This is a genomic window from Phenylobacterium sp. LjRoot225, from assembly GCF_964252855.1.
Classification (GTDB): Bacteria; Pseudomonadota; Alphaproteobacteria; order Caulobacterales; family Caulobacteraceae; genus Phenylobacterium.
In genome coordinates this window covers 68,203-89,220 of sequence record NZ_CAXUPL020000006.1, presented here as the reverse complement: position 1 = coordinate 89,220, position 21,018 = coordinate 68,203, and the positions used below count along the sequence as shown (strand labels likewise).

Here is a 21,018-nt window from a genome sequence, read left to right as displayed (position 1 = left end):
AGAGAGCCATGAGCAGGGCCACGGCGCACGGCTTTTCGCCGGAGCGGCTGACGCGGATCGACCGCTTCCTGCAGGACCGCTACGTCGGTCCCGGGCGGATGCCCTGCGCCCAATTCCTCCTCGCCCGCCACGGCGAGGTGGCGCACCAGACCGTGCTCGGCCAGCAGGATCCGGAGCGCGGGATCGCGCTCGCCGAGGATACGGTCTTCCGCATCTACTCGATGACCAAGCCGGTCACTTCGGTGGCGTTGATGTCGCTGGTCGAGGAGGGGCTCATAGCGCTCGACGATCCGGTCGCCCGGCACATTCCGGAGTGGGCGGGGCTCGGCGTCTTCCAGGCCGGCGTCGCGGGCGGCTTCCTGACCGTCCCGCCCGAGCGGCCGATGCAGGTCGTCGACCTGCTGCGCCACACCTCGGGGCTGACCTACGGCTTCCAGTACCGCTCCAATGTCGACGCGGCCTACCGCCAGCTGGACCTCGAAGCCTTCCATGGCGAGCGCGACCTGCAGGGGCTGATCGAAGCCCTGGCGACGGCGCCGCTGGAGTTCTCGCCGGGGACGGCCTGGAACTATTCGGTCTCCACCGACGTGGCCGGCTACCTGGTGCAGAAGGTCGCCGGAAAACCCCTCGACGTCGTTCTGCAGGAGCGGATCTTCAGCCCCCTGAAGATGGTCGACACCGGCTTCTTCGTCCGCGAGGACCAGCAGCCGCGCTTCGCCGCCTGCTACGAGGCCACGCCCCCCAATGGCTCGGAATGGGGCGGGATGAGGCTGCAGGACGACCCGCGCACCAGCCCTTTCCTCGCCCCGCCGAGGCTGCTCTCCGGCGGCGGCGGCCTGGTCTCGACCGCGGCCGACTATCTGCGCTTCGCCCAGATGCTGCTGAACGGGGGCGAGCTCGACGGCGCGCGCATCCTGGCGCCCAAGACGCTGAAGCTGATGACCACCAACCACCTGCCGGGCGGCGGCGACCTGACCCGCCACTCGCGCTCGCTGTTCTCCGAGAGCACCTATGCGGGCGTCGGCTTCGGGCTCGGGTTCGCCGTGGTGTTCGACCCGCCGCAGACCCTGCTGCCGTCGAGCGTCGGCGAGTTCTATTGGGGCGGCATGGCCTCGACGGCCTTCTGGGTCGATCCGGTGGAGAAGATCGTCGCGATCTTCATGACCCAGCTGCTCCCGTCCTCCGCCACCACCGTGCGGCGGGAGCTTCGGACCCTGGTCTATTCGGCGCTGGTGGAGCCGGGCGGGTAGCGCCCTCTCCCCGCAAGCGGGGAGAGGGCTCGAGGGGCCGCGGCCTAGAAGAGGTCCAGCTCGCCGGAGTCTTCCGCCCTCGGCGCGATGACCGGCTTGATCTCGCGCGCGAGCAGTTCCGGCGCGGTGCTGGCCATGAAGACCTGGCGGGCGCGGCCGCTCACCGGCCAGTACTGGAGGCGGCGTCCCGCGTCGCCCCGCAGCGAGCCGCCGACGTGCTGGATGCCTTCGCGGCGCAGGAAGTCCTCGGCGAACTGGGCGTTCTTCTCGCCGACCGCCGTGAGGCCGGCGACGACGCGCCCGCCGCCGAACAGCTTCGCCTCGATGCGCTCGCGGCGCGCGCCATGGGCCAGCAGGGCGTTCACCAGCAGCTCCATGGCGTGCACGCCGATGCCGATGTTCTCGGCCTCGCCGCGGGGATTGTCCGAGCCCGGCAGCAGGAAGTGGTTCATGCCGCCCACGTTGGCGACGGGATCGCGCAGGCAGGCCGCCACGCAGCTTCCCAGCAGGGTGGCGATGCAGAGGTTCGGATCCTCGCTGACGTGCTGCTCGCCCTGAACGATGTGGATGACGTCGCCCTCCGCGGTCGAGCGGCGGACCAGCGCTGGGAGGGGGGGGGCGTAGCCAAGGCGCTCCGCGCGACGTTCGGCGAGAGGCCGGATCTGATTCATCGCGGCGCTCTCAGGCTGCAACGCGGTTGATGGCGTCGACCAGCTTCTGCGGGTCGAAAGGCTTGACGATCCAGCCCGTAGCGCCGGCGTCGCGCGCCCGCATCTTCTTCTCGGCGCTGGACTCGGTGGTCAGGACCAGGATGGGGATGGCGCGGTGCTGGGGATCGGACCGCACGCCTTCCATGAAGCCGTAGCCGTCCATGCGCGGCATGTTGATGTCGGTGATGATGACGTCCGGCTTGGCCCCCAGAAGAACCTCCAGGCCGTGCACCCCGTCTTCCGCCTGAACGACTTCGAACCCGGCGTCGACCAGGGCCATTCGCAGCATGTCCCGCATCGTTCGCGAGTCGTCGACCGTCAGAATAATCTTACTCATGCGGCGACGCCCTCGCGGAACATCGACGCAAAGAGATCTTCGCCTTGGTGATTGGCCATTCTGGCTCCCCCCGTAGGTCTTCACCTTGGGAGCGCCTTGCTTAAGCTTGGGTTTCTTCTCATGCCGCCGCCGACGAGCGGTCCGCTTTCGGACGCTTTGTCGCAGCCTTGGCGGATCGCCGTCGCCCGCCTAGCCGCCCTGATGCGCCTTGAGGCGGACGACCGCCGCGGCCTGGCCTTCCGTCTCCTCGACGCCGGTGGAGGGACCCTGGCCAGGGTCCGGCGTCTCGCCGTGCGGGGTGGTGTCGACCAGCCGCACCGTGCGCCAACGGCCCCAGCGATAGTAGCTCATGGCGATCACCAGGGTGACCAGGCTGCCCAGCGGGAAGCTCGCCCAGACCGCATCGGCGCCCCAGTAGGGCTGCATCACCTGCGCGAACGGAATCCGCACGAACCACAGGGCGACGATCATCGCCAGCAGCGGCGGCCAGACCACGCCGGTCGCCCGCACCACGCCGGAGAAGGCGAAGGCCACGCCGAAGGGCACGAAGCTCCAGATGGCGATGAGGTTGATGCGCTCGGCGATCGGCAGGGAGGGGCTGTCGGCCGGCAGGAAGGCCCGCAGCACCAGATGCTGGCTGAGCAGGATGGCGACGATGGGGACCACCGAGCAGACCAGCGCATAGCCGGCGCCGATCCAGGCCACCCGCTCCACCCGATCCATGCGCCGCGCGCCGACGTTCTGCGCCGCCATGGAGGAGATGGCCGCGCTGAGCGCCATGGCCGGCATCTGCACATAGTTCCAGAGCTGCAGGGCCGCGCCATAGGCGGCGCCGGTGTGCGAGCCGTATTGGTTGACGAAGCGCATCATCGTCAGGCCGGCGAGGCTGATGACGATCATCTGGAAGCCCATGGGCATGCCCTTGAACACCAGGGTCCGCAGGATCCCGAGGTTGGGGATCAACAGGCGCCACTCCCGGGGCCGGATCACCAGGATCGACCGCTTTCGGTAGAGGTAGACCAGCATGACCAGCAGGGTCAGCGACTGCGACACCAGGGTGGCCGTCGCCGAACCGACGATGCCCATCCGCGGAAACGGCCCGACGCCGATGATCAGCAGCGGGTTCAGGACGATGTCGAGCGCCACCTGGACGATGGCGAAATAGAAGGGCGTGCGGGAATCGCCGACGCCGCGCTGAGCCATCATCACGAACTGGAAGAAGTAGATCGACGGCATGGCGGCGAACAGCATCCGCAGATAGACGATCGCGCCGGGCCGGGCGTCCGCCGGGGTGCCCATGAGGTCGAGAATGGCCGGGGTGAGGACGCCCCCGGCCACCGCCAGCGCCAGCGACGCGACGATGAAGAAGACGGTGCAGGTGCCGACCACCCGGCCGGCGGCGGCTTCGTCGCGCGCGCCGACCGCCTGGCCGATCATGATGTTGGCCGCCATCGAGATGCCGAAGACGACGCCGATCATCAGGAAGAAGACCTGGCCGGCGTTGGCGCTGGCGGTCAGGGCGGCTTCGCCAAGAATGTGGCTGACCCAGGCGGTGTTCACCGAGCCGTTCAGCGTCTGGATGATGTTCGAGCCCAGCACCGGCAGGGCGAAGGCGATCAGGGTCGGGCCGATCGGACCGGCGGTCAGGTCCGGTCCGCGGCGGGCGGCGCGGATGGGTCTCTGTTTGCTGGCCTCGTCCACGATCTGCCGTTCCGATTCCGCTTCGCCGGCCAGGGGACGCCGAACGCACGTTGCTCGTGCGAATGACGGTTGTATGGGCGCCACGCTCGCGGCTTCAAGGGCCGTCCGCCGGATTTCACAGTCGCGGCTTGGGGTTGAGCCCTAGCCTTTTCGTTGTAAGAGGGCGAAGGGGACGGTTGATGAGCGGCATGGCAGGCTGCGAGAAGCTTAGAAAGACCGCATGAAGATCCTGATTACGGGGGGCGCCGGATTCATCGGATCGGCTGTCGTGCGACGGGCCGTCGCCGACGGCCATGAGGTGGTGAACCTCGACGCCCTCACCTATTCCGCCAATCTGGAGAACGTGGCCCTGGTCGCCGCCGACCCGCGCTACGCTTTCGAGCAGGCCGACGTCTGCGACCCCGCGCGGGTGGGCGAGATCTTCGCCCGCCACCAGCCGGATGCGGTAATGCACCTGGCGGCCGAGTCCCACAACGACCGCGCCATCGAAGGCCCGCTCGACTTCGTGCGCACCAATGTCGTCGGCACGGCGATCCTGCTGGAGGCCGCGCGCGCATACTGGAACGGTCTTCCGGCGGACCGGAAGGCGGCTTTCCGCTTCCACCACGTCTCGACGGACGAGGTGTTCGGCGCCCTGGGCGAGGACGGCGATTTCACCGAGGCCACGCCCTACGACCCCAACTCGCCCTATTCGGCGTCGAAGGCCGGCGCCGACCATCTGGTGCGCGCCTGGGGCCGCACCTATGGCCTGCCGGTGGTGCTGACCAACTGCTCGAACAACTACGGGCCGTTCCAGTTTCCCGAGAAGCTGATCCCGACGGTGATCGCCCGGGCGCTGGAGGGCAAGTCGATCCCGGTCTACGGCGACGGACGGCAGGTGCGCGACTGGCTGCACGTCGACGACCACGCCGAGGCCCTGCTGCTGGTGCTGGACCGGGGCCGGCTGGGCGAGACCTACTGCATCGGCGGCGACGCCTCGAAGCGCAACATCGAGGTGGTGCGGATGCTCTGCGCCCACCTCGACGCCTACGCCCCCGCCAACTCCGCCCACGCCGAGAAGATCGCCTTCGTCACCGACCGGCCCGGGCACGATTTCCGCTACTCGATCGACGCGGCCAAGCTCGAGGCCGAGCTGGGCTGGCGTCCGCGCATGCCGCTCGAGGCCGGGCTGGAAGACACGGTGCGCTGGTACGTCGAGAACCGCGACTGGGTGCTGCGCATTCGCGAGCGCGGCTTCAACTCCGAGCGGCTGGGCCTGGTGCACGTATGAGCCTGAAGATCCTGCAGTACGGGGCCAGCGGCCAGCTGGCGCGTGAACTCGTCCGCCAGGCGCCGGGCCATGCGGTCGAGCTGACCGCCCTCTCCCGCGCCGAAGCCGACCTCTCCGACCCCGAAGCCGCCGCCCGCCACGTGCGCGCAGCCAGGCCGGACCTGGTGATCCTGGCCGCCGCCTACACCGCCGTCGATCAGGCCGAGTCCGAGCCGGGCCTCGCCCACGAAATCAACGGCGAGGCGCCGGCGGCCATCGCCGCGGCTTGCGCCGCCGCCGGGGCGGCGCTGGTCCACATCTCGACCGACTACGTCTTCGACGGGCGCAAGGGCGCGCCCTACGTCGAGGCGGACCCGACCAACCCGCTCAGCGTCTACGGCGCCAGCAAGCTCTCCGGCGAGCGGATGGCGCTGGCGGCCTGCCCGCGCAGCCTCGTGCTGCGCACCTCCTGGGTGGTCTCCGCCCACGGCAAGAACTTCGTGAAGACCATGCTCAGGCTCGCCCGCGAGGGACAGCCGCTGCGGGTCGTCGACGACCAGTTCGGACGCCCGACCGCAGCGGCCGACCTCGCCGCCTTCGTGCTGGCCCAGGCGCCGCGGCTGGCCCGCGCCGAGGCGGGCGACCCGGCCTTCGGCCTCTTCCACTTCGCCAACGCCGGCGAGACCAGCTGGCGTGAATTCGCCCAGGCCGTGTTGGAGATGGCGATGAACGGGGAGGCCCCGCGGGTCGATCCGATCGCCACCGCCGACCGGCCCGCGCCGGCCCGGCGCCCGGCGCGCGGCACGCTCGACACCGGCAAGCTCGAGCGGACGTTCGACTGGCGCCCGCGGCCCTGGCGCGAGCCGCTCGCCGAAATCCTGGTCGAGCTCGCCCGTCCCACCCTGTCTTCCAACGGAGCTCCGGTCGCATGAGGCGCGGAATCATCCTGGCGGGGGGCTCCGGCACCCGTCTTCATCCGCTGACGCTGGCGACCTCCAAGCAGCTGCTGCCGGTCTACGACAAACCGATGATCTACTATCCCTTGTCGGTCCTGCTGCTGGCCGGCGTGCGCGAGATCCTGATCATCACCACCCCCGAGGACCAGGCCAGCTTCAGGCGGCTGCTCGGCGACGGGTCACAGCTCGGCGTGCGGTTCGAATACATCGTCCAGCCGAATCCCGGCGGCCTCGCCGAGGCCTATATCCTGGGCGAGGACTTCGTCGGCGGCGAGCCCAGCGTGATGATCCTCGGCGACAACATCTTCTTCGGCCAGAGTTTCGGCCAGATGCTGCGCAACGCCCACGCCCGCGAGGGCGGCGCCACCGTCTTCGGCTATCCGGTGCACGACCCCGAACGCTATGGCGTGGTCGAGCTCAGCCCCGACGGCCGCGCCCTGTCGATCGAGGAAAAGCCGGCGGCGCCGAAGTCCAACTATGCGGTGACCGGCCTCTACTTCTACGACGGCCGGGCCAGCGAGATGGCCCGCACCCTCTCCCGCTCCGCCCGCGGCGAGCTGGAGATCACCGCCCTGAACCAGCTCTATCTCGAGGCCGGCGAACTGCACGTCGAGCTGTTGGGCCGCGGCTTCGCCTGGGAGGACGCCGGCACCCACGACAGCCTGATCCAGGCCGGCGAGTTGATCCGCACCTTCGAACAGCGCCAGGGCCTGCGGATCGGCTGCATCGAGGAGATCGCCTTCCGCAAGGGCTGGATCGACGCCGCCCAGCTGGCCGCCCTGGGCCGGGCCCAGGCCAAGAGCGAATACGGCCGCTACCTGCGCGAACTCGCCGAACAGCCGGCTCCAGGCGATCCCGCGGAATAGGCGGAGCTTGTCCGGCCGCGGGCCGGATGCGACCGTCGGGCGAACGGGAGCGGTCGGCGCAGCCGACTGAGGGGGCGTTACGGCCTCTCCAGCGGCTCCGCCCCGAAAGGAGGGCCCATGCCTGAGACCGTTTCCATCACCGCCGCCCAGCAGCCGGTCGCCGTCGTCGCGGGCGGCGGCTCCGGGATCGGCCTGGCCTGTGCGCTGCGGCTGGCGCGCGAAGGCTGGCGGGTGATCCTGGTCGGGCGCACCGAGGCCAGGCTCGACGCCGCGGTCCAGGACATCGCCAGCGCCGGCGGCGCGGCCGAAGCCTTCGTCGGCGACGTGCGCGACTGGGACCGCATGGCCGAGCTCGCCGTCCGCGTCGAGGATGGCCTGGACCTGCTGATCAACAGCGCCGGCGGCCAGTTCGCCGCCCCGACCGCCGAGCTGTCGCCCAAGGGCTGGCATGCGGTCGTCGACACCAATCTCACCGGCGCCTTCTACCTTTGCCGACAGCTCTTCCCGGCGCTGAGCCGGCGAGGCGGCGCCGTGGTCAATGTGGTGGCCAACCTCTGGCAGCGCGGCGCGCCGGAGATGGCGCATTCGGCCGCCGCCCGGGCCGGGGTCGTCAATCTGACGCGGACGCTGGCGGTGGAGAGGGCCCCGCAAGGCGTGCGGCTCAACGCGGTCTCGCCGGGGGTGACGGACACCCTGGGCCTGCGCCGCTACGCCAAGCATGAGGAGGCGCTCGCCAAGGTGCCGCTCGGCCGCGCCGCGACGGTCGAGGAGGTCGCCGACGCCATCCTCTTCATGGGCCGCTCGGCCTACATCACCGGCGAGGTCCTGGCGGTGGACGGCGGCCTGCAGCTGGTCGCCTAGCGGTCAGAGCAGGTCCGGCCTGCGCACAGCAAAAAGGCCCGCCGGAGATCCGGCGGGCCTTTCGCAATCTCGTCGAAGACGCTCTGGATCCGTCTTAGGAGAGCTCTTCGTTGATCAGGGCGACCTGATAGAAGCCGTTGCCCTGAAGAACGTTCATCACCGACATGAAGTCGCCGTAGCGGACCGTGCGATCGGCGCGGATGTAGACGCGCTGTTCGGTCGCCGGCTTGCTCGGGTCCTTCTGGCTCAGGATCGCCGAGAGGTCGCCGGTGAGACGGTCGAGATCCGTCGAACGGTCGCCGATGTAGACCACCCCGCCCTGCTGAATATTGACCAGCACCGGCTCCTCGACCTTCGCGCCCGGGGGCGGCGGAATGGCCGGCGGCAGGTCGAGCTTGACCGACACCGTCGCCGCGGGAATAGACACCATGAAGATGATGAGGAGCACCAGCATCACGTCGACAAACGGCGTGACGTTGATGTCGCTGTTTTGGCCGAGATCGAAGCGTCCACCGCCTCCGCCGCCCAGCTTTGCACCCATGCTGATTTCCTTCCCTGGGGCTCGGCGCTCCGGCCCGGCTCTAAATTCTGCGAACCATTGGCAAGCGACCATGCCGTTGTAAAGGCCTAAGCGAGCCCCGCCACGGCCGGCGGCGGCGGCGGGACCGGCGGGCGGGCGCCCGCCCCGGCTCTGCGGCCATCCACAAGAACCGCGTTCCCTTCAACGCGCGCCGCAAACAGCTGCGAGATCGCGGTTTTTGCAGGCCCGTCAATAAAACACTGTTCACCTCTTTGGGCTACTCAAGCGTCGGGCCTGGTTTTCCGGGCCATGGGAAAAACGTCCATCTCGCGAGGCTTAGAATGAAGCTGAAAATCACCCTGGCGGCCGCCGCCGCCATCTTCTCCATCGCCTCCGGCGCGATGGCCGAACCCGTCGTCGCCAAGCTGACGGCCAGCACCTCGGGCGCGGTGAAGCCGGTCGCCGGCGGCGCCGTCTTCGAATGTCTGGGCGACGTCTGCGCCAGCCGGGCGCCGAGCTCCGACACCGCCAGCATCCGCGGCTGCAAGGAACTCGCCCGTCAGGTCGGCGGCGTGACCAATTTCGGCCCGCCCTCCAAGCCGCTGACGAGCGAACAACTCTCGAGCTGCAACGAGTCGGCCCGCAAGTAGGATCAAAGTCGCCCGGCCATCGGCGATCGAGCCGCTGCCGGGCGTTCCTCCCCCCGCGGCCATAGGCAGGCGGGGTTTTTAGCGTTCAGTCCCCGGCTTGGACGGGGGCGGGGCCGCATAGGCCCGCACGAAGGCCGCCGAAACCTGCTCGGCCAGATCGTTCAGCTCCATGCGACGGCTGTGGCGTCCCTTCATCTGGTCCTGATGGAGCACCGCCAGCAGCAGCGGCGACAGCAGCATCAGCGCCGCGGCGCGCACGTCCGCCTCGATCATTTCACCGCGGTCTCGATGTTCCTGCAGGCGCGCGGCCAAGGCGTCCACCGCGGGATCGACGACATGGGTCAGCGCCAGCGGGCTGACCAGCGGGTCCGCCAGGCCTTCACAGAGCGCGGCGGCCAAGACGTCGCCCAGCCGCACCGTCGCACCGGCCTGCATGCCAAGGACGAAGCCGTGGGCGAATTCCCGCATCGAGGCGGCGAAGGCGCCGTTGGCCTTCGACACCATGCAAAGCCGGGTTTGGCCGCGCTGGTTATATTCGTCCAGCAGGGCCGCGACCACGCCGGTGCGGTCGCCGAAATAGTGCTGAAGGGTGGGCGCCGTCACCTCCGCCGCAACGGCCAACTGACGTAGGCTCGGGCGCTCCAGATCCAGGCTGGCGAAGCGCGGCAGCATACGATCCAAGAGCTCGCGGCGCTTGGCGTCGTAATCCGCGTTCTTGACGCCCTTGGCCCTCGGCAACGCCGCTCACTTCCCTCGATGATCTGCGGCCTAGATCGCCGCGATTCGCAAATGATAAGGCGCCAGGAAGGGGGCACCAACCTATGCGCGCATATCGAACAGCGATATCCGGGACTTCGCCGATATCTATACTTATGACGGATGAATAACGATTGAGCCGCCGACGGGCGTCGCAGCCCGGCTTGTCGCAGGCGCGCCCGATCATCCCGCAAAGGCCCGTGGAAAGGCCGCCGCCGGGGCGGACCGAGCCGCAGGGAGTTCTCGCCGCCCGGAACGACTATGCCGTTGTTTCTTATGATCTCTGCGACGCCAGGACGGCGCGGCCCCACCCGCGCGCGCCGGCGCATCGCAGCTCAGGACCGACCTCTAGGAGGGCCGGTCTGGTCGGTCAGTCTAGCTTGGGACGCGACGGGTCCAGGCGGCGTCGCCTGGCCCCGTCGCGTTCGAGTCGCGGCTAGCTCAGGACGACGATGGCGACGCGGCGGTTCTGCGCCCGGCCCTCGCGCGTGTCGTTCGGCGCAACCGGAGCATCCTGACCATAGGAGATAGTCGCCATACGGTTGAGTGCGACCCCCTGCTGATTCAGGTAGCGGCGCACCGCCTCGGCCCGGGCCTCGCCCAGCTTCTCGTTGTAATCCGGCTGACCGGTGGAGTCGGTGTAGCCCTGGATCTCCAGATACACGTTGCGGTTCTCGGTCTTCAGCCGCTGGACCAGCTCGGCCAGCCGCTGCTCGGCCTCCGGCGACAGGCCGTGGCGGTCGACCGGGAACTTCACTGAATCGTCCGACAGGACCACCTGGTAGAGGAACTTGCCCTCCGCCAGCTTATGCGCGGCGTTGGCGCGATCGAGCGCCTGGCCCGCCGTGCCCTCCACCCGCGTGGTGTGGTCCTCGACGACCGCGACCTGGTCGCGCACGAAGCGGTGGCTGGCGCAGCCGCTGGTGACGAGGCCGAGGGCGAGCAAGGCGCCGCCCACGGTGGCGGTTCGGAAGATGGTGTGCGTATTCATTCCAGTCTCTCCTTCTGATCGACCCGCCCCGGCGCGGGATGTTGCGCAGCTTGCAAAAGCACGAGGCTGTTGGGCGCTGTGATGGCCTGTCCGTGACCGGAAGATGGCGGCTTACCAAAAGTTAATGCCGCTCCGAGGGGCGCGACCGACCGTGCCGCGCCACGATGCTGACGCGCCGGCTTGCTTTATACGGACGAGTTGGCGAACGGCCCCGCGGCCGGACGGCCGAGGAGGCGCATGATCGGGGGATCACAGACCCAGGCGAGCGATCGCCAGAACGCGCAGACGTTGCGCCAGCGACTGCTGGCGGGCGCGCTGGCGCTCGCCGGCCACGCCCTGGTGCTGGTGGTCGTGCTCTCGGTCAGCAGCCCGATCCCGCCTGCGCCCGAACCCCCGCCCTTCGAAAGCGCCCTGGTGGAGCTGGTCCCGGCGCCGCTCGTCATGCCGTCGCCCGAACCTGCGCCGGCGGCTCCCGCCTCCCGGCCGGCCGGGCCGAAAACCCCTGCGCCGCCCAAGCCCGCCGCCGCCAAGCCGCCGCCCGCGCGGGTTCTGCGCCAGGTGGCTGTGAGCGAGGTCCCGCCGCGCCTGGTTCCGCCGAGCCCGCCCGAACCTCCAAGAGAGGTGGCGGTGAGCGCGGTGGCGCTGGCCTCGGCGCTCACCGCCGAGGCCGAGGCTGCGGGCGCCGGCGGGATGGGCGGAACATTCGGCGACGGCGCGGGCGGCGGCGGTGACGGCGGCGGCGGCGGCGGTCGCTGCGACATGGTCCGGCGGCTGCAGCAGGCGCTGCGAAACGACGCCAGCGTCCAGGCCGCGGTGGCCCGCGCACCCCGCGCCCCGGGCTTCGCCGGGCGGCCCCTGGTGGTCTGGAACGGCGACTGGGTCCGGCACGGCGACGAGGAGGGCAAGGGCCTGGCCAGCGTGCGCCAGGCGATCGCCGTGGAGGTCGCTTTTGCGCCCCGACCCTGTCGCGTCCAGGCGATGCGCGGCCTGGTGCTGCTGTCGCTGACCGACGCGCCGGGCGCGCCGCGGCTGGTGCTGGGCGCCGGGGCCTGGCGCTGGTCGGACCTGACGCTGGCGCGCTGAGGTCCGCCCCGCCGCGATTGTGAACGGATCGCCGCCGCCGCGGCCGGAACGATCCGGCGCGGCCCGTGTTGGCGCGGGGCGGACGCCGAAACGGCGACGCGTGATCACAAGGGCGCCAGGACAGGAGCGAACCATGAGCGATTGGCACAGACGCGATCGTGACGACGATCAGGAGCGTCGTGACGCCGAGCGCCGCGACCGCCGCGACTTCGAGGGTCGCGACACGTGGCGCGGCCGGGACGACGAGCAGCGCAGTTTCGATCTGCGCCAGCCGGATCCGGCGCGCGGCGGCTACAGCGGCCAGAGCTTCGGCGGCCCGGACTTCAGCCGCCCGAACCGGAGCTACGGGGAACGGGCCTATGGCGGCCAGCCTTATGGCCAGTCTTATGGCGGCCAATCCTACGGGGGCCAATCCTACGGCGGGCGGCCTTATCGCGGCGAGGACATGGAGGGCCGCCGCTACGGCGGTGGTCGGAACGCCGCCGACCAGGGCGTCGGCGGCCAACGGTACGAAGCCGACCGGGCGCGCTATGGCCAGGATCGCGGCGCCGTCGGGACCAACCCGTCGCTGCAGCGCGTCAGCGACGGCGATGCCGACCAGGGCTGGCGCGCCGACATGGGCGCGGGCGAGCACCGCGGACGCGGACCGAAGAACTACACGCGCTCGGACGCGCGCATCACCGAGGACGTCAACGACCGGCTCAGCGATGACTCCTGGCTCGACGCCTCGGAGATCGAGGTGAGGGTGGCGAGCGGCGAGGTCACCCTGACGGGCGCCGTGCAAAGCCGTGAGGACAGGCGCCGGGCGGAAGATCTCGTCGAACAGGTCGGCGGCGTGAAGCACGTGCAGAACAATCTGCGCATCGAGGCCCAGCCGACCCAGAGCGGACGCAACATGCCGCTGCCGCCGGTGACCTGATCCGGACGCGCCGGGCGGCCGCGAAGAGGGCGGCGCTCCGCGGAGCGCCGCCCTAGTTTGTTTTGTCGGCCTCAGGCGGCGCGGCGCCGCCGGCTTGGGACTACTTCTGGGCCAGGGCGACGGTCGTCGCCGGCTGGGCGTTCGGCGACCGCGCGCCCAGCAGCGCCGTCACCAGGGGGGCGTTGAGCTGGGCGACGCTCTTGTGCATCATCGTCGTCACGCAGCGGTTTTCCACCGCGACCCGCTCGAGGGGCTGACGGCCGGACGAGACCTCGCAGAAGGCGCCGGCCTGCGACTGGATCCGGAGCAGCGCGGCCTTCGCCCCGTCCGCCGTCGCCAGATTGAGGTCGTTCAGCTTCACTCGCATTTGTCCGTCTTCGGCCTGCGCCGCGGTCATCGCACCCACGGAAGCAGCTGCGGCGAGCGCCGCGCACAGAATCGCGCGCCTCATGACATGTTTCCTTTGTTGGAATGGAGACTGAATTCTACTGTTTCTGCCGCACTAACAGCGAAGCGTGCGCAACATAGCGACAATCATCTCTCCAACAACTCAAAAGGCGGCTTTCTAATAACCGAATGATGTCTCACATACTAATATATGTTACATCAAATACACCGGTATGACCTCCGATGCTCTCTGGCACACGCTCGGGACATGCCGTCGTTACGCGAGCTGCGCGACTCGCCGCCGCCTGGCTCCCGGACACGAAAAAGGGGCGGCGTCCGCCTGGACTCCGCCCCGATTTCGCGGGCACGCGTCGCGCCCGGCGACGACGCCGACGCCTATCGCGCCATGGCGACCTGGGCCAACTTTTCGCCCGCCGCGCGGTCGCCGACCAGGGCGGTGACCATCGGCGCGTTCAACTGCTTGACGCCCTTGCGGGTCATCTCGGCCACGCAGCGATCCTTCACGTAGATGCGCTCGAGGGACTCGCGGCCCGAGGTCTGTTCACAGAAGGTCTCAGCGCTGAACTGAATGCGCGTCAGGGCCGCCTTGGCCCCCGCATCGGTCGCCACGTCGAGACCCGCCAGCTTCACCCGCATTTGGCCGTCCTCGGCCTGGGCCGCAGTGACCGCGCAAAGAAACGCCGACGCCGTGACCGCCGCAACCATGATCTTCTTCATACCCCACACCCCTAGGTTATTTCGACAAATTGATATCGTCGAAATGCCACAGAAATAATAAGGATACATTACCGCGTTACACGAATATCGTCAGAAAGTCCGCGATGTATACAGGATCAACTCAACACCGTTTGTTATGGATAACCGGAATTTACTTTAAATGACACCCAGGCTCGGCCGACCCCGACGGGCGCCGCGCTCTCGAAGATCAGGCGTTCGGGCGCGGACGGCTCACGACCTACGGGACCTCCCGTTGCAGGGAGGCCGGGACGACAGGGATTTCAGAGGGGTCTGCGGGGCAGGCCATGCAGAATCTCATCGCAGGCATGCCACATGCCAGCCCTTGGCGATCACGCAGTTCCGATGAACGGACCTTCCGAACTTCGCTTCAGGGTGGTCAGCGGCCCTAAGGCAATCGTCGAATAAGGTCGCGAACCTCACCCTGCGACAACTCGCGTAGGTCAGGCGGAGTGTCGCTCACCACATCAATGCACTGCCACTCCGTGTAGAGAAACCAGTGTTGTAGTGGCCCCGGGTAGTCGTTGGTCGCGAAGGTTGTAGCCTGAATATATTTCAGAAATTCCGTGCCCTCGCGCGTCCCGAGAAGCTCCTGGCCAAGCACTTCGCCAGCTTCCGGTTGGAAGTAGCTCTCATTTCGAACGCTGTAGGCGACATAGCGCCACCAAGTTAACTCAAATCCGCGGCTCTGTTCGCCTGCGCCGATGGGAGTGGCGAGGCCCACCTCCATCTTTACCGGCCCGCCCTGCGGCATCGCTTCGACAACCAGTATCCGGAGATCGTTATTCGACGGCTCGCCGATCTCACTCAGCAAGAGAGAGCGTCCGGGCGCGAGATCGAGGCGGAGCTTTTTGGAATCCATGGTTCAGCTTGGGCACGTAGCCCTCACGCCGCAATGTCCGATTAGGGTCGTTCATGCGTACTGGCTCCCGGCCCAGAACCGGACTCTCCCCTGGTCCGCTTGGCGGCAGCGGCGTCAGCGGGGCGGAACGCCCCATCTGAGAACTTTGGAACGTCCGGTTGCACGGCGTGACGGTCGTGTTGGTCCGACCGTCGACGGCTTCAGTGACCACTACGGGGCTTGCGTGCGACTGAAGCGTGAGTGTTGGCGCGCGTTGGAAACCGCACGCTCACGTCGGCTTCATGCTCCATGACGGGCCCTCTGCGGCGCCGCGTGTCTCCAGGGCAGCTTAGCCATACACCTGATACGTGCGTCCATGAGTCGTGTATACTTTTACGTGTATTTCAATGAGGTTCCCCGACCAAGAGTTGGGGACCTGACGCATGTTGGACACCGAGCGGAAGCGCCTCGAGGCGCTGAAATCTTATCGCATCCTCGACACCGCGCCGGAGCCGGCGTTCGACGAGATCGCCAAGCTTGCAGACCACATTTTCCAGGCCTCCGATCGCCCGCATGGCGTGGTGCAGGACGTGGCGGACAGTCGGCAGGCGCTCGAAACGCTGCGGAAGAGCCAGGTTCGCTACAAGCTTCTGGCCGAAAACATGGCTGACGTGGTCACCACCATCCGGCTCGACGGGTCTTCAGACTATGTCTCGCCTGCCGTCCACGACCTGCTCGGCTATCACCCCCATGAACTGGCCGGCCGGCCAGTTCATGATTTCGTCTCTCCGGAAGACCGGTCGCAGTTCGCCGCCGCCATCGCCGAACTGGCCGCGGGGCGGGAAGAGGCCACCCTGCAGCACCGCGCCCACCACCGGGATGGCCATGTGGTGTGGGTGGAGACCCGTTTCCGGTTGGTTCGTGACGAGGCGGGACGGCCGCACGAGATGATCGCCGTCATCCGCGACCTTTCCGAACGGCGCGGCCTCGAAGCGCAACTGGCGGCCACTGAGGCGCGGGCCAGCAGCATCATCGCCGACGCCAACATGGCGGTCGTCAGCCTCGACGAAGCGGGGTGCATCCTAGGTTGGAATAGGTCCGCAGAAACAATCTTCGGATGGCGCGCGGACGAAGTCCTGGGACAGGTCGTACACGACATTCTCATTCCGCGGCGGGATCGCGATCGCTACGCCGCGGGGCTCGAGCTCTTCAAGAAGGCGAACGAAGCCACGGTCCTCAATCAACGCTTCGAGTTCACGGCGTTGCGGAAGAATGGCGGGCGATCCGCTCAGCGGGACATGCGCAGCTGCCGATCCTCGCCCTGACCGCCAGCGGGGCGCCGGAACAGGTGGGGAGCTGCCTGGCTGCGGGCATGGATGGCCATCTGCTCAAGCCGCTCGCGCCGCAGGACCTGGAGCGCGCGCTGGCGCGGGTCTTCGAGAGCGTCACGGCGAACCCGGTCCAGACCGTGTCCTGCGAGCGTCGTCGCGACGAGGAGCGGCAGGCGCGGGAGACCTTCGAACGCTCGATGGGGCCAGCGACGACGCTCAAGCTGGTTCGCATGTTCCAGGAACAGCTGGCGCAGCAGTTTCACGACGAGCAGCGCAGCACGCTACTGGAAGACGCGCACAAGGTCGCCGGCACCGCCGACACGCTGGGCCTGTTGACTCTCGGCGAGGCGGCGCGCCGCCTCGAAGCGTCCTGCCGTGACGGCCAGCCGTTCGAGGCCGACCTCGTGCGAATGCGGACGGCCGCGCAGGACACTGCCAGCGTACTCGATCCCTGGACGGAGCGGCTCAGCGGTCTTGTCGCCGCCTAGCCGTTCGCCGCCGACAGGTGCGGCTGACCCCACGACCTGGGCAAGCGTCTGGTTCGCGGATGGGCTGAGACTTCCGCTCGCCACCCCGAACCGAACTTCGGAGAGTCCGCTCCAGGGCGGGCGGCGGCAGGCTAGCGAACCGGCCGAATGGTTCTTGCACAGCCTGGGGGGGAAGCCCCTAGTCCGCCGCCAGGATCATGTTGCGGACCATGGGATAGACCTGGGTCGACCATTTGCGGCCGCTGAACACCCCATAGTGGCCGACGCCCGGCTGCAGGTGGTGGCGCTTGCGGTTGGCGTAGATCCCCGAGCAGAGCGAATGCGCCGCGACCGTCTGGCCGACCGCGCAGATGTCGTCGCGCTCGCCTTCCACCGTCATCAACGCCGTCTTGCGGATCGCGGCCGGGTTGACGCGACGATTGCCGCAGATCAGCTCGCCCTTCGGCAGCAGGTGCTGCTGGAACACCCGCGAGACGGTCTCGAGATAGAATTCCGCGGTCAGGTCGAGAACGGCGAAATATTCGTCGTAGAAGGTCTTGATCGACTGGGCTTCCTCGTCGCGGCCGAGAGCCAGGTGGGTCCACAGGTCGACATGCTGATCGACGTGCCGCTTCGAGTTCATCATCATGAAGGCGGTGAGCTGGACGAAGCCCGGATAGACCCGGCGGCCCGCGCCCGGATAGCGCGCCGGCACGGTGCTGATCAGGTTCTTCTCGAACCATTCGATCGGCTTCTCGGTGGCCAGCTGGTTCACCTTGGTCGGATTGATCCGGGTGTCCACCGGGCCGGCCATCAGGGTCATGCTGCGCGGCGTGGCCGGATTGTCGTCCTCGGCCATCAGCGCCACCGCCGCGAGCGCATGGGCGCAGGGCTGGCAGACGCCGATCAGATGGGCGCCGGGGCCGATGGCTTCCAGGAAGGCGATCACATGGGCGACATATTCGTCGAAGCCGAAGACGCCCTCGCTCAGCGGCGCGTCCCGGGCGTTGCGCCAGTCGGTGATGTAGACCTCATTGTCCGGCAGCAGGGTCTGCACCGTCCCCCGCAGCAGGGTGGCGAAATGCCCCGACAGCGGCGCCACCAGCAGAACGCGGGGCTGGCCGCTGATCCCTTCCTTGCGGAAGCGCACCAGGCCGCCGAACGGCGTGCCCACCACCTCCTCGACCTCGACCGGCACCTCCTCGGCGCCGACGCGGACGCTGTCGATGCTGTAGCTGGGCCGGTGGTGGGTCAGGCCGGCGCGGACCAGGAGATCCCAGCTCGCCGCCACCCGCGAGACCGACGGGACGTCGCGCACCCAGCGCGGGGCGAACGCCAGGGCGCTGCTGGCCAGGCCAGCCACCAGCCGCGCCGGCGTCAACATGTCTGTCGCGGCCTGGAACGACCGGTAGAGCATGGGCTCCTTGACGGAATCAGGGACGCAATCGGGACTGTCCATGCGCCATATCCAGCCCTTGCAGCGCTTGGCGTCCCCGCCCCTGGCCACCGGGCGCGTCGACAGGCCGGACTGCACATCCGAAGGCGCCCAGGCGCGGCCGGCGCCGCAAAAGACGTCATCGCCTCGCCGTCACGCCGCGGGCCGCCGCGCCGTTGGACGCGGGCGGCGCCCGCGCCCTAGCGATGACGGACCCTGACGAAGGCGCCCCAACATGGCGAAAGCCTCACTGACGATCAGCAGCCGCAACTATTCGTCCTGGTGCCTGCGCGGCTGGCTGCTGTGCAAGTTCGCCGGCCTCGAGTTCGAGGCGGTCAAGGTGCCGCTGGACAACGCCGAGGCCCGCGCCGAGCTGCTGCTGCTGGCGCCGTCGTTTCTGACGCCCTGCCTGACCTATGAGGACATCGAGGTCTGGGACACCCTGGCGATCGCCGAGTTCCTCAACGAGATCCTCCCCGACGCCGGGCTGATGCCGAAGGATCGCGCCGCGCGCTCGCGCTGCCGCTCGATCAGCGGCGAAATGCATTCCGGCTTCGCCAACCTGCGCGCCGCCCTGCCGATGAACCTCAAGGCCCGCCATCCGGGCTTCAAGGTGTGGACCGGGGCGCAGTCGGACGTCGACCGGGTCTGCGTCATCTGGCGCGAGGCGCTGGCCCAGTCCGGCGGCCCCTTCCTGTTCGGCGAGCGGTCCATGGCCGACGCCATGTACGCCCCGGTCTGCACGCGGTTCGCCACCTACGACGTCAAGCTCGACCCGGTCTGCGCCGCCTATCGCGACCGCATCCTCGCCTTGCCGGAAGTGGTCGAGTGGACCGCCGCCGCCATGCTGGAGCCCGACGAGGTCGAAGAGCTCGAAGTCGAGTTCTGAGCCCCGCCCCATTTTTGATGGAACAAGCGCCGACGATTTAGCCACTTCGCCACCGGCGAGGCGCGAGGAGCGCCCGCGCGACGGGCGCCGCGCTCGCCTGATGGGCGAACAGGCCGCGGGCGGTTGCCGAGCGGCGACGACAGACCGACCGTCGGGACAAGACCGCGCCCGCGCCGGGCGTGGCGATCGGGGCGCCCGCGATGGCCGACGACCTTTCCCCTCACGACGCCGCCGCCGCGGCCGCCGGCCGCCGCCTGGCCTTGCCGCCCGGCCCGATCTTCCACCTGCAACGCGCGCACGAGGCCGAGCACGAGATCGGGGCCTTCCGCGCCTGGGCGGGCTACAAGGACTACGGCTGCGACGCGGCGACCGACGGCCTGGTGCTCTTCCAGCACGTGCTGAGCTTCGGCCCGTCGGAAACCTCCGGCCGCACCGGCATCCACTGCCACCTCGCCCATGTGCACATTGTCCTGCCCTCCTCCGGCCACGGCGCCTTCTCCTACGACGGGGTGGTGACCGAGGCCCTGCCCGGGTCGGTGATCTGCCAGCACGGCGGCACGGTGCACGACCAGTTCGTCTACAGCTATGCGGCGGCCTCGGCGGAGGAGAACCGCAAGACCCCGGTGACCATCGATCCGCCGATCCCCGGCGCGCCGACGCAGTCCTTCTCCTTCCTGGAATTCTTCGTCCCGCGCACCATCGCCGACGTCGAACTGGTGGCGCCGGGCGAGGTCACCCCGGACGACCAGGCCACCGCCTGGGACCACCCCTACCATGCGCCCGGCGCCGGCTTCGCCCTGCAGGGGCCGGACGATCCGGGCGCGGTCTGGCGGCCCCTCCTGGGCCTCCCTGAGCTCCAGGTGCGTGACGGCGAGACCTGGACGCCGACCAACCGGCTGGTGGCGACCCAGATCCTGCGCGCGGCGGCCGAGGGTCCCGCGACCGGGGAGGCCATCGGGCTGGAGATCCCCGGCGAGACCGGCGGGCTGGAAGTCTATCTGGTGGTGCAGGGCGCGGTGGGCTTCGCAGCGCCCGACGGGACGCCGCTCGAGCTGGCGACCGGCGACTGCCTGACCTGCACCGCGGGCCTGGCCGGCGCGCCGAAGGCCCCGTCCGCCGACCTGCGGCTGCTGCGCTTCTTCGTCTCCTCCCGGGCCGAGGAGCTCTACGAGCGCTCGCGCGAGGAGATCGAACGGCTGGAGGCCCTGGGCCCCGGCCTCGCGCAGCGGCGTGAAGTCCGTCCCGAGGGCGACAGCCGCCCGATCAACTTCCTCAGCGACCCGGGCGCCTGAACCCAGCGCTCAGCCGCCCGCCGCGCCAGGCCGTCGCCGCCAGGGCCGCACCGGAACGACGCCGCCGCAAATGAGCGCGATCCGCCGAACGCGACCGCTAGCGCCGTCCGCCGCCCAGGCTCTCGCCCAGCAGCAGCAGGCTGGCGCACAGCAGCACCAGGTCCCTGGCGAACAGCTGGCCCACGGACACCGACAGCAACGGCAGATGCAGCACCGTGTGGCCGGCGATGACGCCTGGCGCCGTCAGCAGGAAGCTCGATGTGATGGCCGCCGTCACCGCCGCGCCGGCCGCCCCCAGCCTGGCGGACCAGGCGCCGGGCCGCCACAGGCCCGTGAGCAGGCCAAGGCCGATCAGGATCTCGACCAGGCCGAAGACGGCGCTCGCCCCGCGTACGCCCCACAGCCGGTAGCCCCAGCCGAGCAGCGGGCTGGACGCCGCCAGGGGATGCACCGCCATCGCCTGGTAGGGGGTCAGACTCTGCAGGCCGACGCCGACGAACAGCAGGCCCAGGACCAGCCACAGGCCGAGCCGGCCGAGGCGTCCGAAAAGGGCGGCGGGACTGGACTTGGCCAAGGGCGGTCTCCGGGCGAACGGCCGGATTCGGTCCCGGCCGACCTCCGTTGCCACGCTCGACGCCGTGGCCGCAAGCGACGCGCGCAACCCCAGGGGACCCGCGCCGGAGCCGCGCGCGCCTTTCGCCCTGCGGCGCGAGCGCGCGGTTTCGCCCTTCGAAGGTTCTGGAAGGTATTGATTAACCGTATCGGCCGAGC

The 21,018-nt window shown here is 69.1% G+C and carries 23 protein-coding genes; 12 read left to right on the top strand and 11 right to left on the bottom strand.

The genetic code is table 11. The annotated features are described in order from the left end of the window. Positions 1–8 precede the first annotated feature (8 nt). Entirely contained in the window at positions 9–1,250 is a 1,242-nt protein-coding gene (locus ACSQ2B_RS25100; protein WP_436054141.1) for a serine hydrolase domain-containing protein, read from the top strand. A 44-nt stretch (positions 1,251–1,294) separates the two neighbouring features. On the opposite strand, the gene ACSQ2B_RS25095 is transcribed toward ACSQ2B_RS25100, so the two are convergent. The 3 genes from ACSQ2B_RS25095 to ACSQ2B_RS25085 form a co-directional block, all read right to left on the bottom strand. Next, entirely contained in the window at positions 1,295–1,921 is a 627-nt protein-coding gene (locus ACSQ2B_RS25095; RefSeq protein WP_436054140.1) for a chemotaxis protein CheD, read from the bottom strand. 10 nt (positions 1,922–1,931) lie between these two features. Beyond that, positions 1,932–2,297: a response regulator gene (locus ACSQ2B_RS25090; RefSeq protein ID WP_436054139.1), complete on the bottom strand. Its 366-nt coding sequence runs from the start codon at positions 2,295–2,297 to the stop codon at positions 1,932–1,934. A 189-nt stretch (positions 2,298–2,486) separates the two neighbouring features. Next, the gene (locus ACSQ2B_RS25085; protein ID WP_436054138.1) at positions 2,487–3,998 is read right to left on the bottom strand and encodes an MATE family efflux transporter; all 1,512 of its coding nucleotides are present in this window, start codon (positions 3,996–3,998) and stop codon (positions 2,487–2,489) included. 220 nt (positions 3,999–4,218) lie between these two features. Between ACSQ2B_RS25085 and rfbB the strand changes: the two genes are divergently transcribed. From rfbB to ACSQ2B_RS25065, 4 genes are all read left to right on the top strand, one after another. After that, entirely contained in the window at positions 4,219–5,268 is a 1,050-nt protein-coding gene (gene rfbB / locus ACSQ2B_RS25080) for a dTDP-glucose 4,6-dehydratase (RefSeq protein WP_436054137.1), read from the top strand. After that, positions 5,265–6,179 carry a dTDP-4-dehydrorhamnose reductase gene (rfbD, locus tag ACSQ2B_RS25075; RefSeq protein WP_436054136.1) on the top strand — a complete coding sequence of 305 codons (915 nt, stop codon included), beginning with the start codon at positions 5,265–5,267 and terminating at the stop codon, positions 6,177–6,179. The genes rfbB and rfbD overlap by 4 nt, the downstream gene beginning before the upstream one ends. Beyond that, on the top strand, positions 6,176–7,069 hold the full coding sequence (gene rfbA / locus ACSQ2B_RS25070; RefSeq protein ID WP_436054135.1) for a glucose-1-phosphate thymidylyltransferase RfbA: 894 nt from the start codon (positions 6,176–6,178) through the stop codon (positions 7,067–7,069). The genes rfbD and rfbA overlap by 4 nt, the downstream gene beginning before the upstream one ends. A gap of 117 nt (positions 7,070–7,186) precedes the next feature. Next, the gene (locus tag ACSQ2B_RS25065) at positions 7,187–7,930 is read left to right on the top strand and encodes an SDR family NAD(P)-dependent oxidoreductase (protein WP_436054134.1); all 744 of its coding nucleotides are present in this window, start codon (positions 7,187–7,189) and stop codon (positions 7,928–7,930) included. A 94-nt stretch (positions 7,931–8,024) separates the two neighbouring features. Here ACSQ2B_RS25065 and ACSQ2B_RS25060 read toward each other — a convergent pair whose 3' ends face one another. After that, positions 8,025–8,471: a biopolymer transporter ExbD gene (locus ACSQ2B_RS25060; RefSeq protein WP_436054133.1), complete on the bottom strand. Its 447-nt coding sequence runs from the start codon at positions 8,469–8,471 to the stop codon at positions 8,025–8,027. A 320-nt stretch (positions 8,472–8,791) separates the two neighbouring features. On the opposite strand from ACSQ2B_RS25060, the gene ACSQ2B_RS25055 reads away from it, so the two are divergent. Further along, complete coding sequence (locus tag ACSQ2B_RS25055; RefSeq protein WP_436054132.1) at positions 8,792–9,100, top strand: CC_3452 family protein; 309 nt, start codon at positions 8,792–8,794, stop codon at positions 9,098–9,100. 78 nt (positions 9,101–9,178) lie between these two features. Here ACSQ2B_RS25055 and ACSQ2B_RS25050 read toward each other — a convergent pair whose 3' ends face one another. Continuing rightward, positions 9,179–9,838 carry a TetR/AcrR family transcriptional regulator gene (locus tag ACSQ2B_RS25050; protein WP_436054131.1) on the bottom strand — a complete coding sequence of 220 codons (660 nt, stop codon included), beginning with the start codon at positions 9,836–9,838 and terminating at the stop codon, positions 9,179–9,181. A 454-nt stretch (positions 9,839–10,292) separates the two neighbouring features. Further along, positions 10,293–10,847, bottom strand: coding sequence for an OmpA family protein (locus tag ACSQ2B_RS25045; protein ID WP_436054130.1), 555 nt, complete (start codon positions 10,845–10,847; stop codon positions 10,293–10,295). A 237-nt stretch (positions 10,848–11,084) separates the two neighbouring features. Between ACSQ2B_RS25045 and ACSQ2B_RS25040 the strand changes: the two genes are divergently transcribed. Together ACSQ2B_RS25040 and ACSQ2B_RS25035 are read left to right on the top strand one after the other, a co-directional pair. Further along, the gene (locus ACSQ2B_RS25040; RefSeq protein WP_436054129.1) at positions 11,085–11,930 is read left to right on the top strand and encodes a hypothetical protein; all 846 of its coding nucleotides are present in this window, start codon (positions 11,085–11,087) and stop codon (positions 11,928–11,930) included. 133 nt (positions 11,931–12,063) lie between these two features. Next, positions 12,064–12,849 carry a BON domain-containing protein gene (locus tag ACSQ2B_RS25035; RefSeq protein ID WP_436054128.1) on the top strand — a complete coding sequence of 262 codons (786 nt, stop codon included), beginning with the start codon at positions 12,064–12,066 and terminating at the stop codon, positions 12,847–12,849. A 100-nt stretch (positions 12,850–12,949) separates the two neighbouring features. Here the strand turns inward: ACSQ2B_RS25035 and ACSQ2B_RS25030 are convergent, their stop codons facing one another. From ACSQ2B_RS25030 to ACSQ2B_RS25020, 3 genes are all read right to left on the bottom strand, one after another. Next, positions 12,950–13,300, bottom strand: coding sequence for a UrcA family protein (locus ACSQ2B_RS25030; RefSeq protein ID WP_436054127.1), 351 nt, complete (start codon positions 13,298–13,300; stop codon positions 12,950–12,952). A gap of 332 nt (positions 13,301–13,632) precedes the next feature. Then, positions 13,633–13,974, bottom strand: coding sequence for a UrcA family protein (locus ACSQ2B_RS25025; protein ID WP_436054126.1), 342 nt, complete (start codon positions 13,972–13,974; stop codon positions 13,633–13,635). 406 nt (positions 13,975–14,380) lie between these two features. Further along, the gene (locus tag ACSQ2B_RS25020) at positions 14,381–14,854 is read right to left on the bottom strand and encodes a hypothetical protein (protein ID WP_436054125.1); all 474 of its coding nucleotides are present in this window, start codon (positions 14,852–14,854) and stop codon (positions 14,381–14,383) included. A gap of 422 nt (positions 14,855–15,276) precedes the next feature. Between ACSQ2B_RS25020 and ACSQ2B_RS25015 the strand changes: the two genes are divergently transcribed. After that, complete coding sequence (locus ACSQ2B_RS25015) at positions 15,277–16,158, top strand: PAS domain-containing protein (protein ID WP_436054124.1); 882 nt, start codon at positions 15,277–15,279, stop codon at positions 16,156–16,158. A gap of 47 nt (positions 16,159–16,205) precedes the next feature. Beyond that, positions 16,206–16,652: an Hpt domain-containing protein gene (locus ACSQ2B_RS25010; RefSeq protein WP_436054123.1), complete on the top strand. Its 447-nt coding sequence runs from the start codon at positions 16,206–16,208 to the stop codon at positions 16,650–16,652. A gap of 178 nt (positions 16,653–16,830) precedes the next feature. Here ACSQ2B_RS25010 and ACSQ2B_RS25005 read toward each other — a convergent pair whose 3' ends face one another. Further along, on the bottom strand, positions 16,831–18,090 hold the full coding sequence (locus ACSQ2B_RS25005; protein ID WP_436054122.1) for a polyhydroxyalkanoate depolymerase: 1,260 nt from the start codon (positions 18,088–18,090) through the stop codon (positions 16,831–16,833). 211 nt (positions 18,091–18,301) lie between these two features. Between ACSQ2B_RS25005 and ACSQ2B_RS25000 the strand changes: the two genes are divergently transcribed. Both ACSQ2B_RS25000 and ACSQ2B_RS24995 read left to right on the top strand, forming a co-directional pair. After that, positions 18,302–18,955: a glutathione S-transferase family protein gene (locus ACSQ2B_RS25000; protein ID WP_436054121.1), complete on the top strand. Its 654-nt coding sequence runs from the start codon at positions 18,302–18,304 to the stop codon at positions 18,953–18,955. A 200-nt stretch (positions 18,956–19,155) separates the two neighbouring features. Beyond that, on the top strand, positions 19,156–20,247 hold the full coding sequence (locus ACSQ2B_RS24995; RefSeq protein ID WP_436054120.1) for a hypothetical protein: 1,092 nt from the start codon (positions 19,156–19,158) through the stop codon (positions 20,245–20,247). 97 nt (positions 20,248–20,344) lie between these two features. Here the strand turns inward: ACSQ2B_RS24995 and ACSQ2B_RS24990 are convergent, their stop codons facing one another. Beyond that, entirely contained in the window at positions 20,345–20,821 is a 477-nt protein-coding gene (locus tag ACSQ2B_RS24990) for a DUF417 family protein (RefSeq protein WP_436054119.1), read from the bottom strand. Between the last annotated feature and the right edge of the window lie 197 nt (positions 20,822–21,018).

Excerpts from the sequence above, each read along its gene's own strand:
- ACSQ2B_RS25100 (WP_436054141.1), top strand. The coding sequence starts at position 9 with ATGAGCAGGGCCACGGCGCACGGCTTTTCGCCGGAGCGGCTGACGCGG.
- ACSQ2B_RS25095 (WP_436054140.1), bottom strand. The coding sequence starts at position 1,921 with ATGAATCAGATCCGGCCTCTCGCCGAACGTCGCGCGGAGCGCCTTGGC.
- ACSQ2B_RS25090 (WP_436054139.1), bottom strand. The coding sequence starts at position 2,297 with ATGAGTAAGATTATTCTGACGGTCGACGACTCGCGAACGATGCGGGAC.
- rfbB (WP_436054137.1), top strand. The coding sequence starts at position 4,219 with ATGAAGATCCTGATTACGGGGGGCGCCGGATTCATCGGATCGGCTGTC.
- rfbD (WP_436054136.1), top strand. The coding sequence starts at position 5,265 with ATGAGCCTGAAGATCCTGCAGTACGGGGCCAGCGGCCAGCTGGCGCGT.
- rfbA (WP_436054135.1), top strand. The coding sequence starts at position 6,176 with ATGAGGCGCGGAATCATCCTGGCGGGGGGCTCCGGCACCCGTCTTCAT.
- ACSQ2B_RS25065 (WP_436054134.1), top strand. The coding sequence starts at position 7,187 with ATGCCTGAGACCGTTTCCATCACCGCCGCCCAGCAGCCGGTCGCCGTC.
- ACSQ2B_RS25060 (WP_436054133.1), bottom strand. The coding sequence starts at position 8,471 with ATGGGTGCAAAGCTGGGCGGCGGAGGCGGTGGACGCTTCGATCTCGGC.
- ACSQ2B_RS25055 (WP_436054132.1), top strand. The coding sequence starts at position 8,792 with ATGAAGCTGAAAATCACCCTGGCGGCCGCCGCCGCCATCTTCTCCATC.
- ACSQ2B_RS25045 (WP_436054130.1), bottom strand. The coding sequence starts at position 10,847 with ATGAATACGCACACCATCTTCCGAACCGCCACCGTGGGCGGCGCCTTG.
- ACSQ2B_RS25040 (WP_436054129.1), top strand. The coding sequence starts at position 11,085 with ATGATCGGGGGATCACAGACCCAGGCGAGCGATCGCCAGAACGCGCAG.
- ACSQ2B_RS25035 (WP_436054128.1), top strand. The coding sequence starts at position 12,064 with ATGAGCGATTGGCACAGACGCGATCGTGACGACGATCAGGAGCGTCGT.
- ACSQ2B_RS25030 (WP_436054127.1), bottom strand. The coding sequence starts at position 13,300 with ATGAGGCGCGCGATTCTGTGCGCGGCGCTCGCCGCAGCTGCTTCCGTG.
- ACSQ2B_RS25025 (WP_436054126.1), bottom strand. The coding sequence starts at position 13,974 with ATGAAGAAGATCATGGTTGCGGCGGTCACGGCGTCGGCGTTTCTTTGC.
- ACSQ2B_RS25020 (WP_436054125.1), bottom strand. The coding sequence starts at position 14,854 with ATGGATTCCAAAAAGCTCCGCCTCGATCTCGCGCCCGGACGCTCTCTC.
- ACSQ2B_RS25015 (WP_436054124.1), top strand. The coding sequence starts at position 15,277 with ATGTTGGACACCGAGCGGAAGCGCCTCGAGGCGCTGAAATCTTATCGC.
- ACSQ2B_RS25010 (WP_436054123.1), top strand. The coding sequence starts at position 16,206 with ATGGATGGCCATCTGCTCAAGCCGCTCGCGCCGCAGGACCTGGAGCGC.
- ACSQ2B_RS25005 (WP_436054122.1), bottom strand. The coding sequence starts at position 18,090 with ATGGACAGTCCCGATTGCGTCCCTGATTCCGTCAAGGAGCCCATGCTC.
- ACSQ2B_RS25000 (WP_436054121.1), top strand. The coding sequence starts at position 18,302 with ATGGCGAAAGCCTCACTGACGATCAGCAGCCGCAACTATTCGTCCTGG.
- ACSQ2B_RS24995 (WP_436054120.1), top strand. The coding sequence starts at position 19,156 with ATGGCCGACGACCTTTCCCCTCACGACGCCGCCGCCGCGGCCGCCGGC.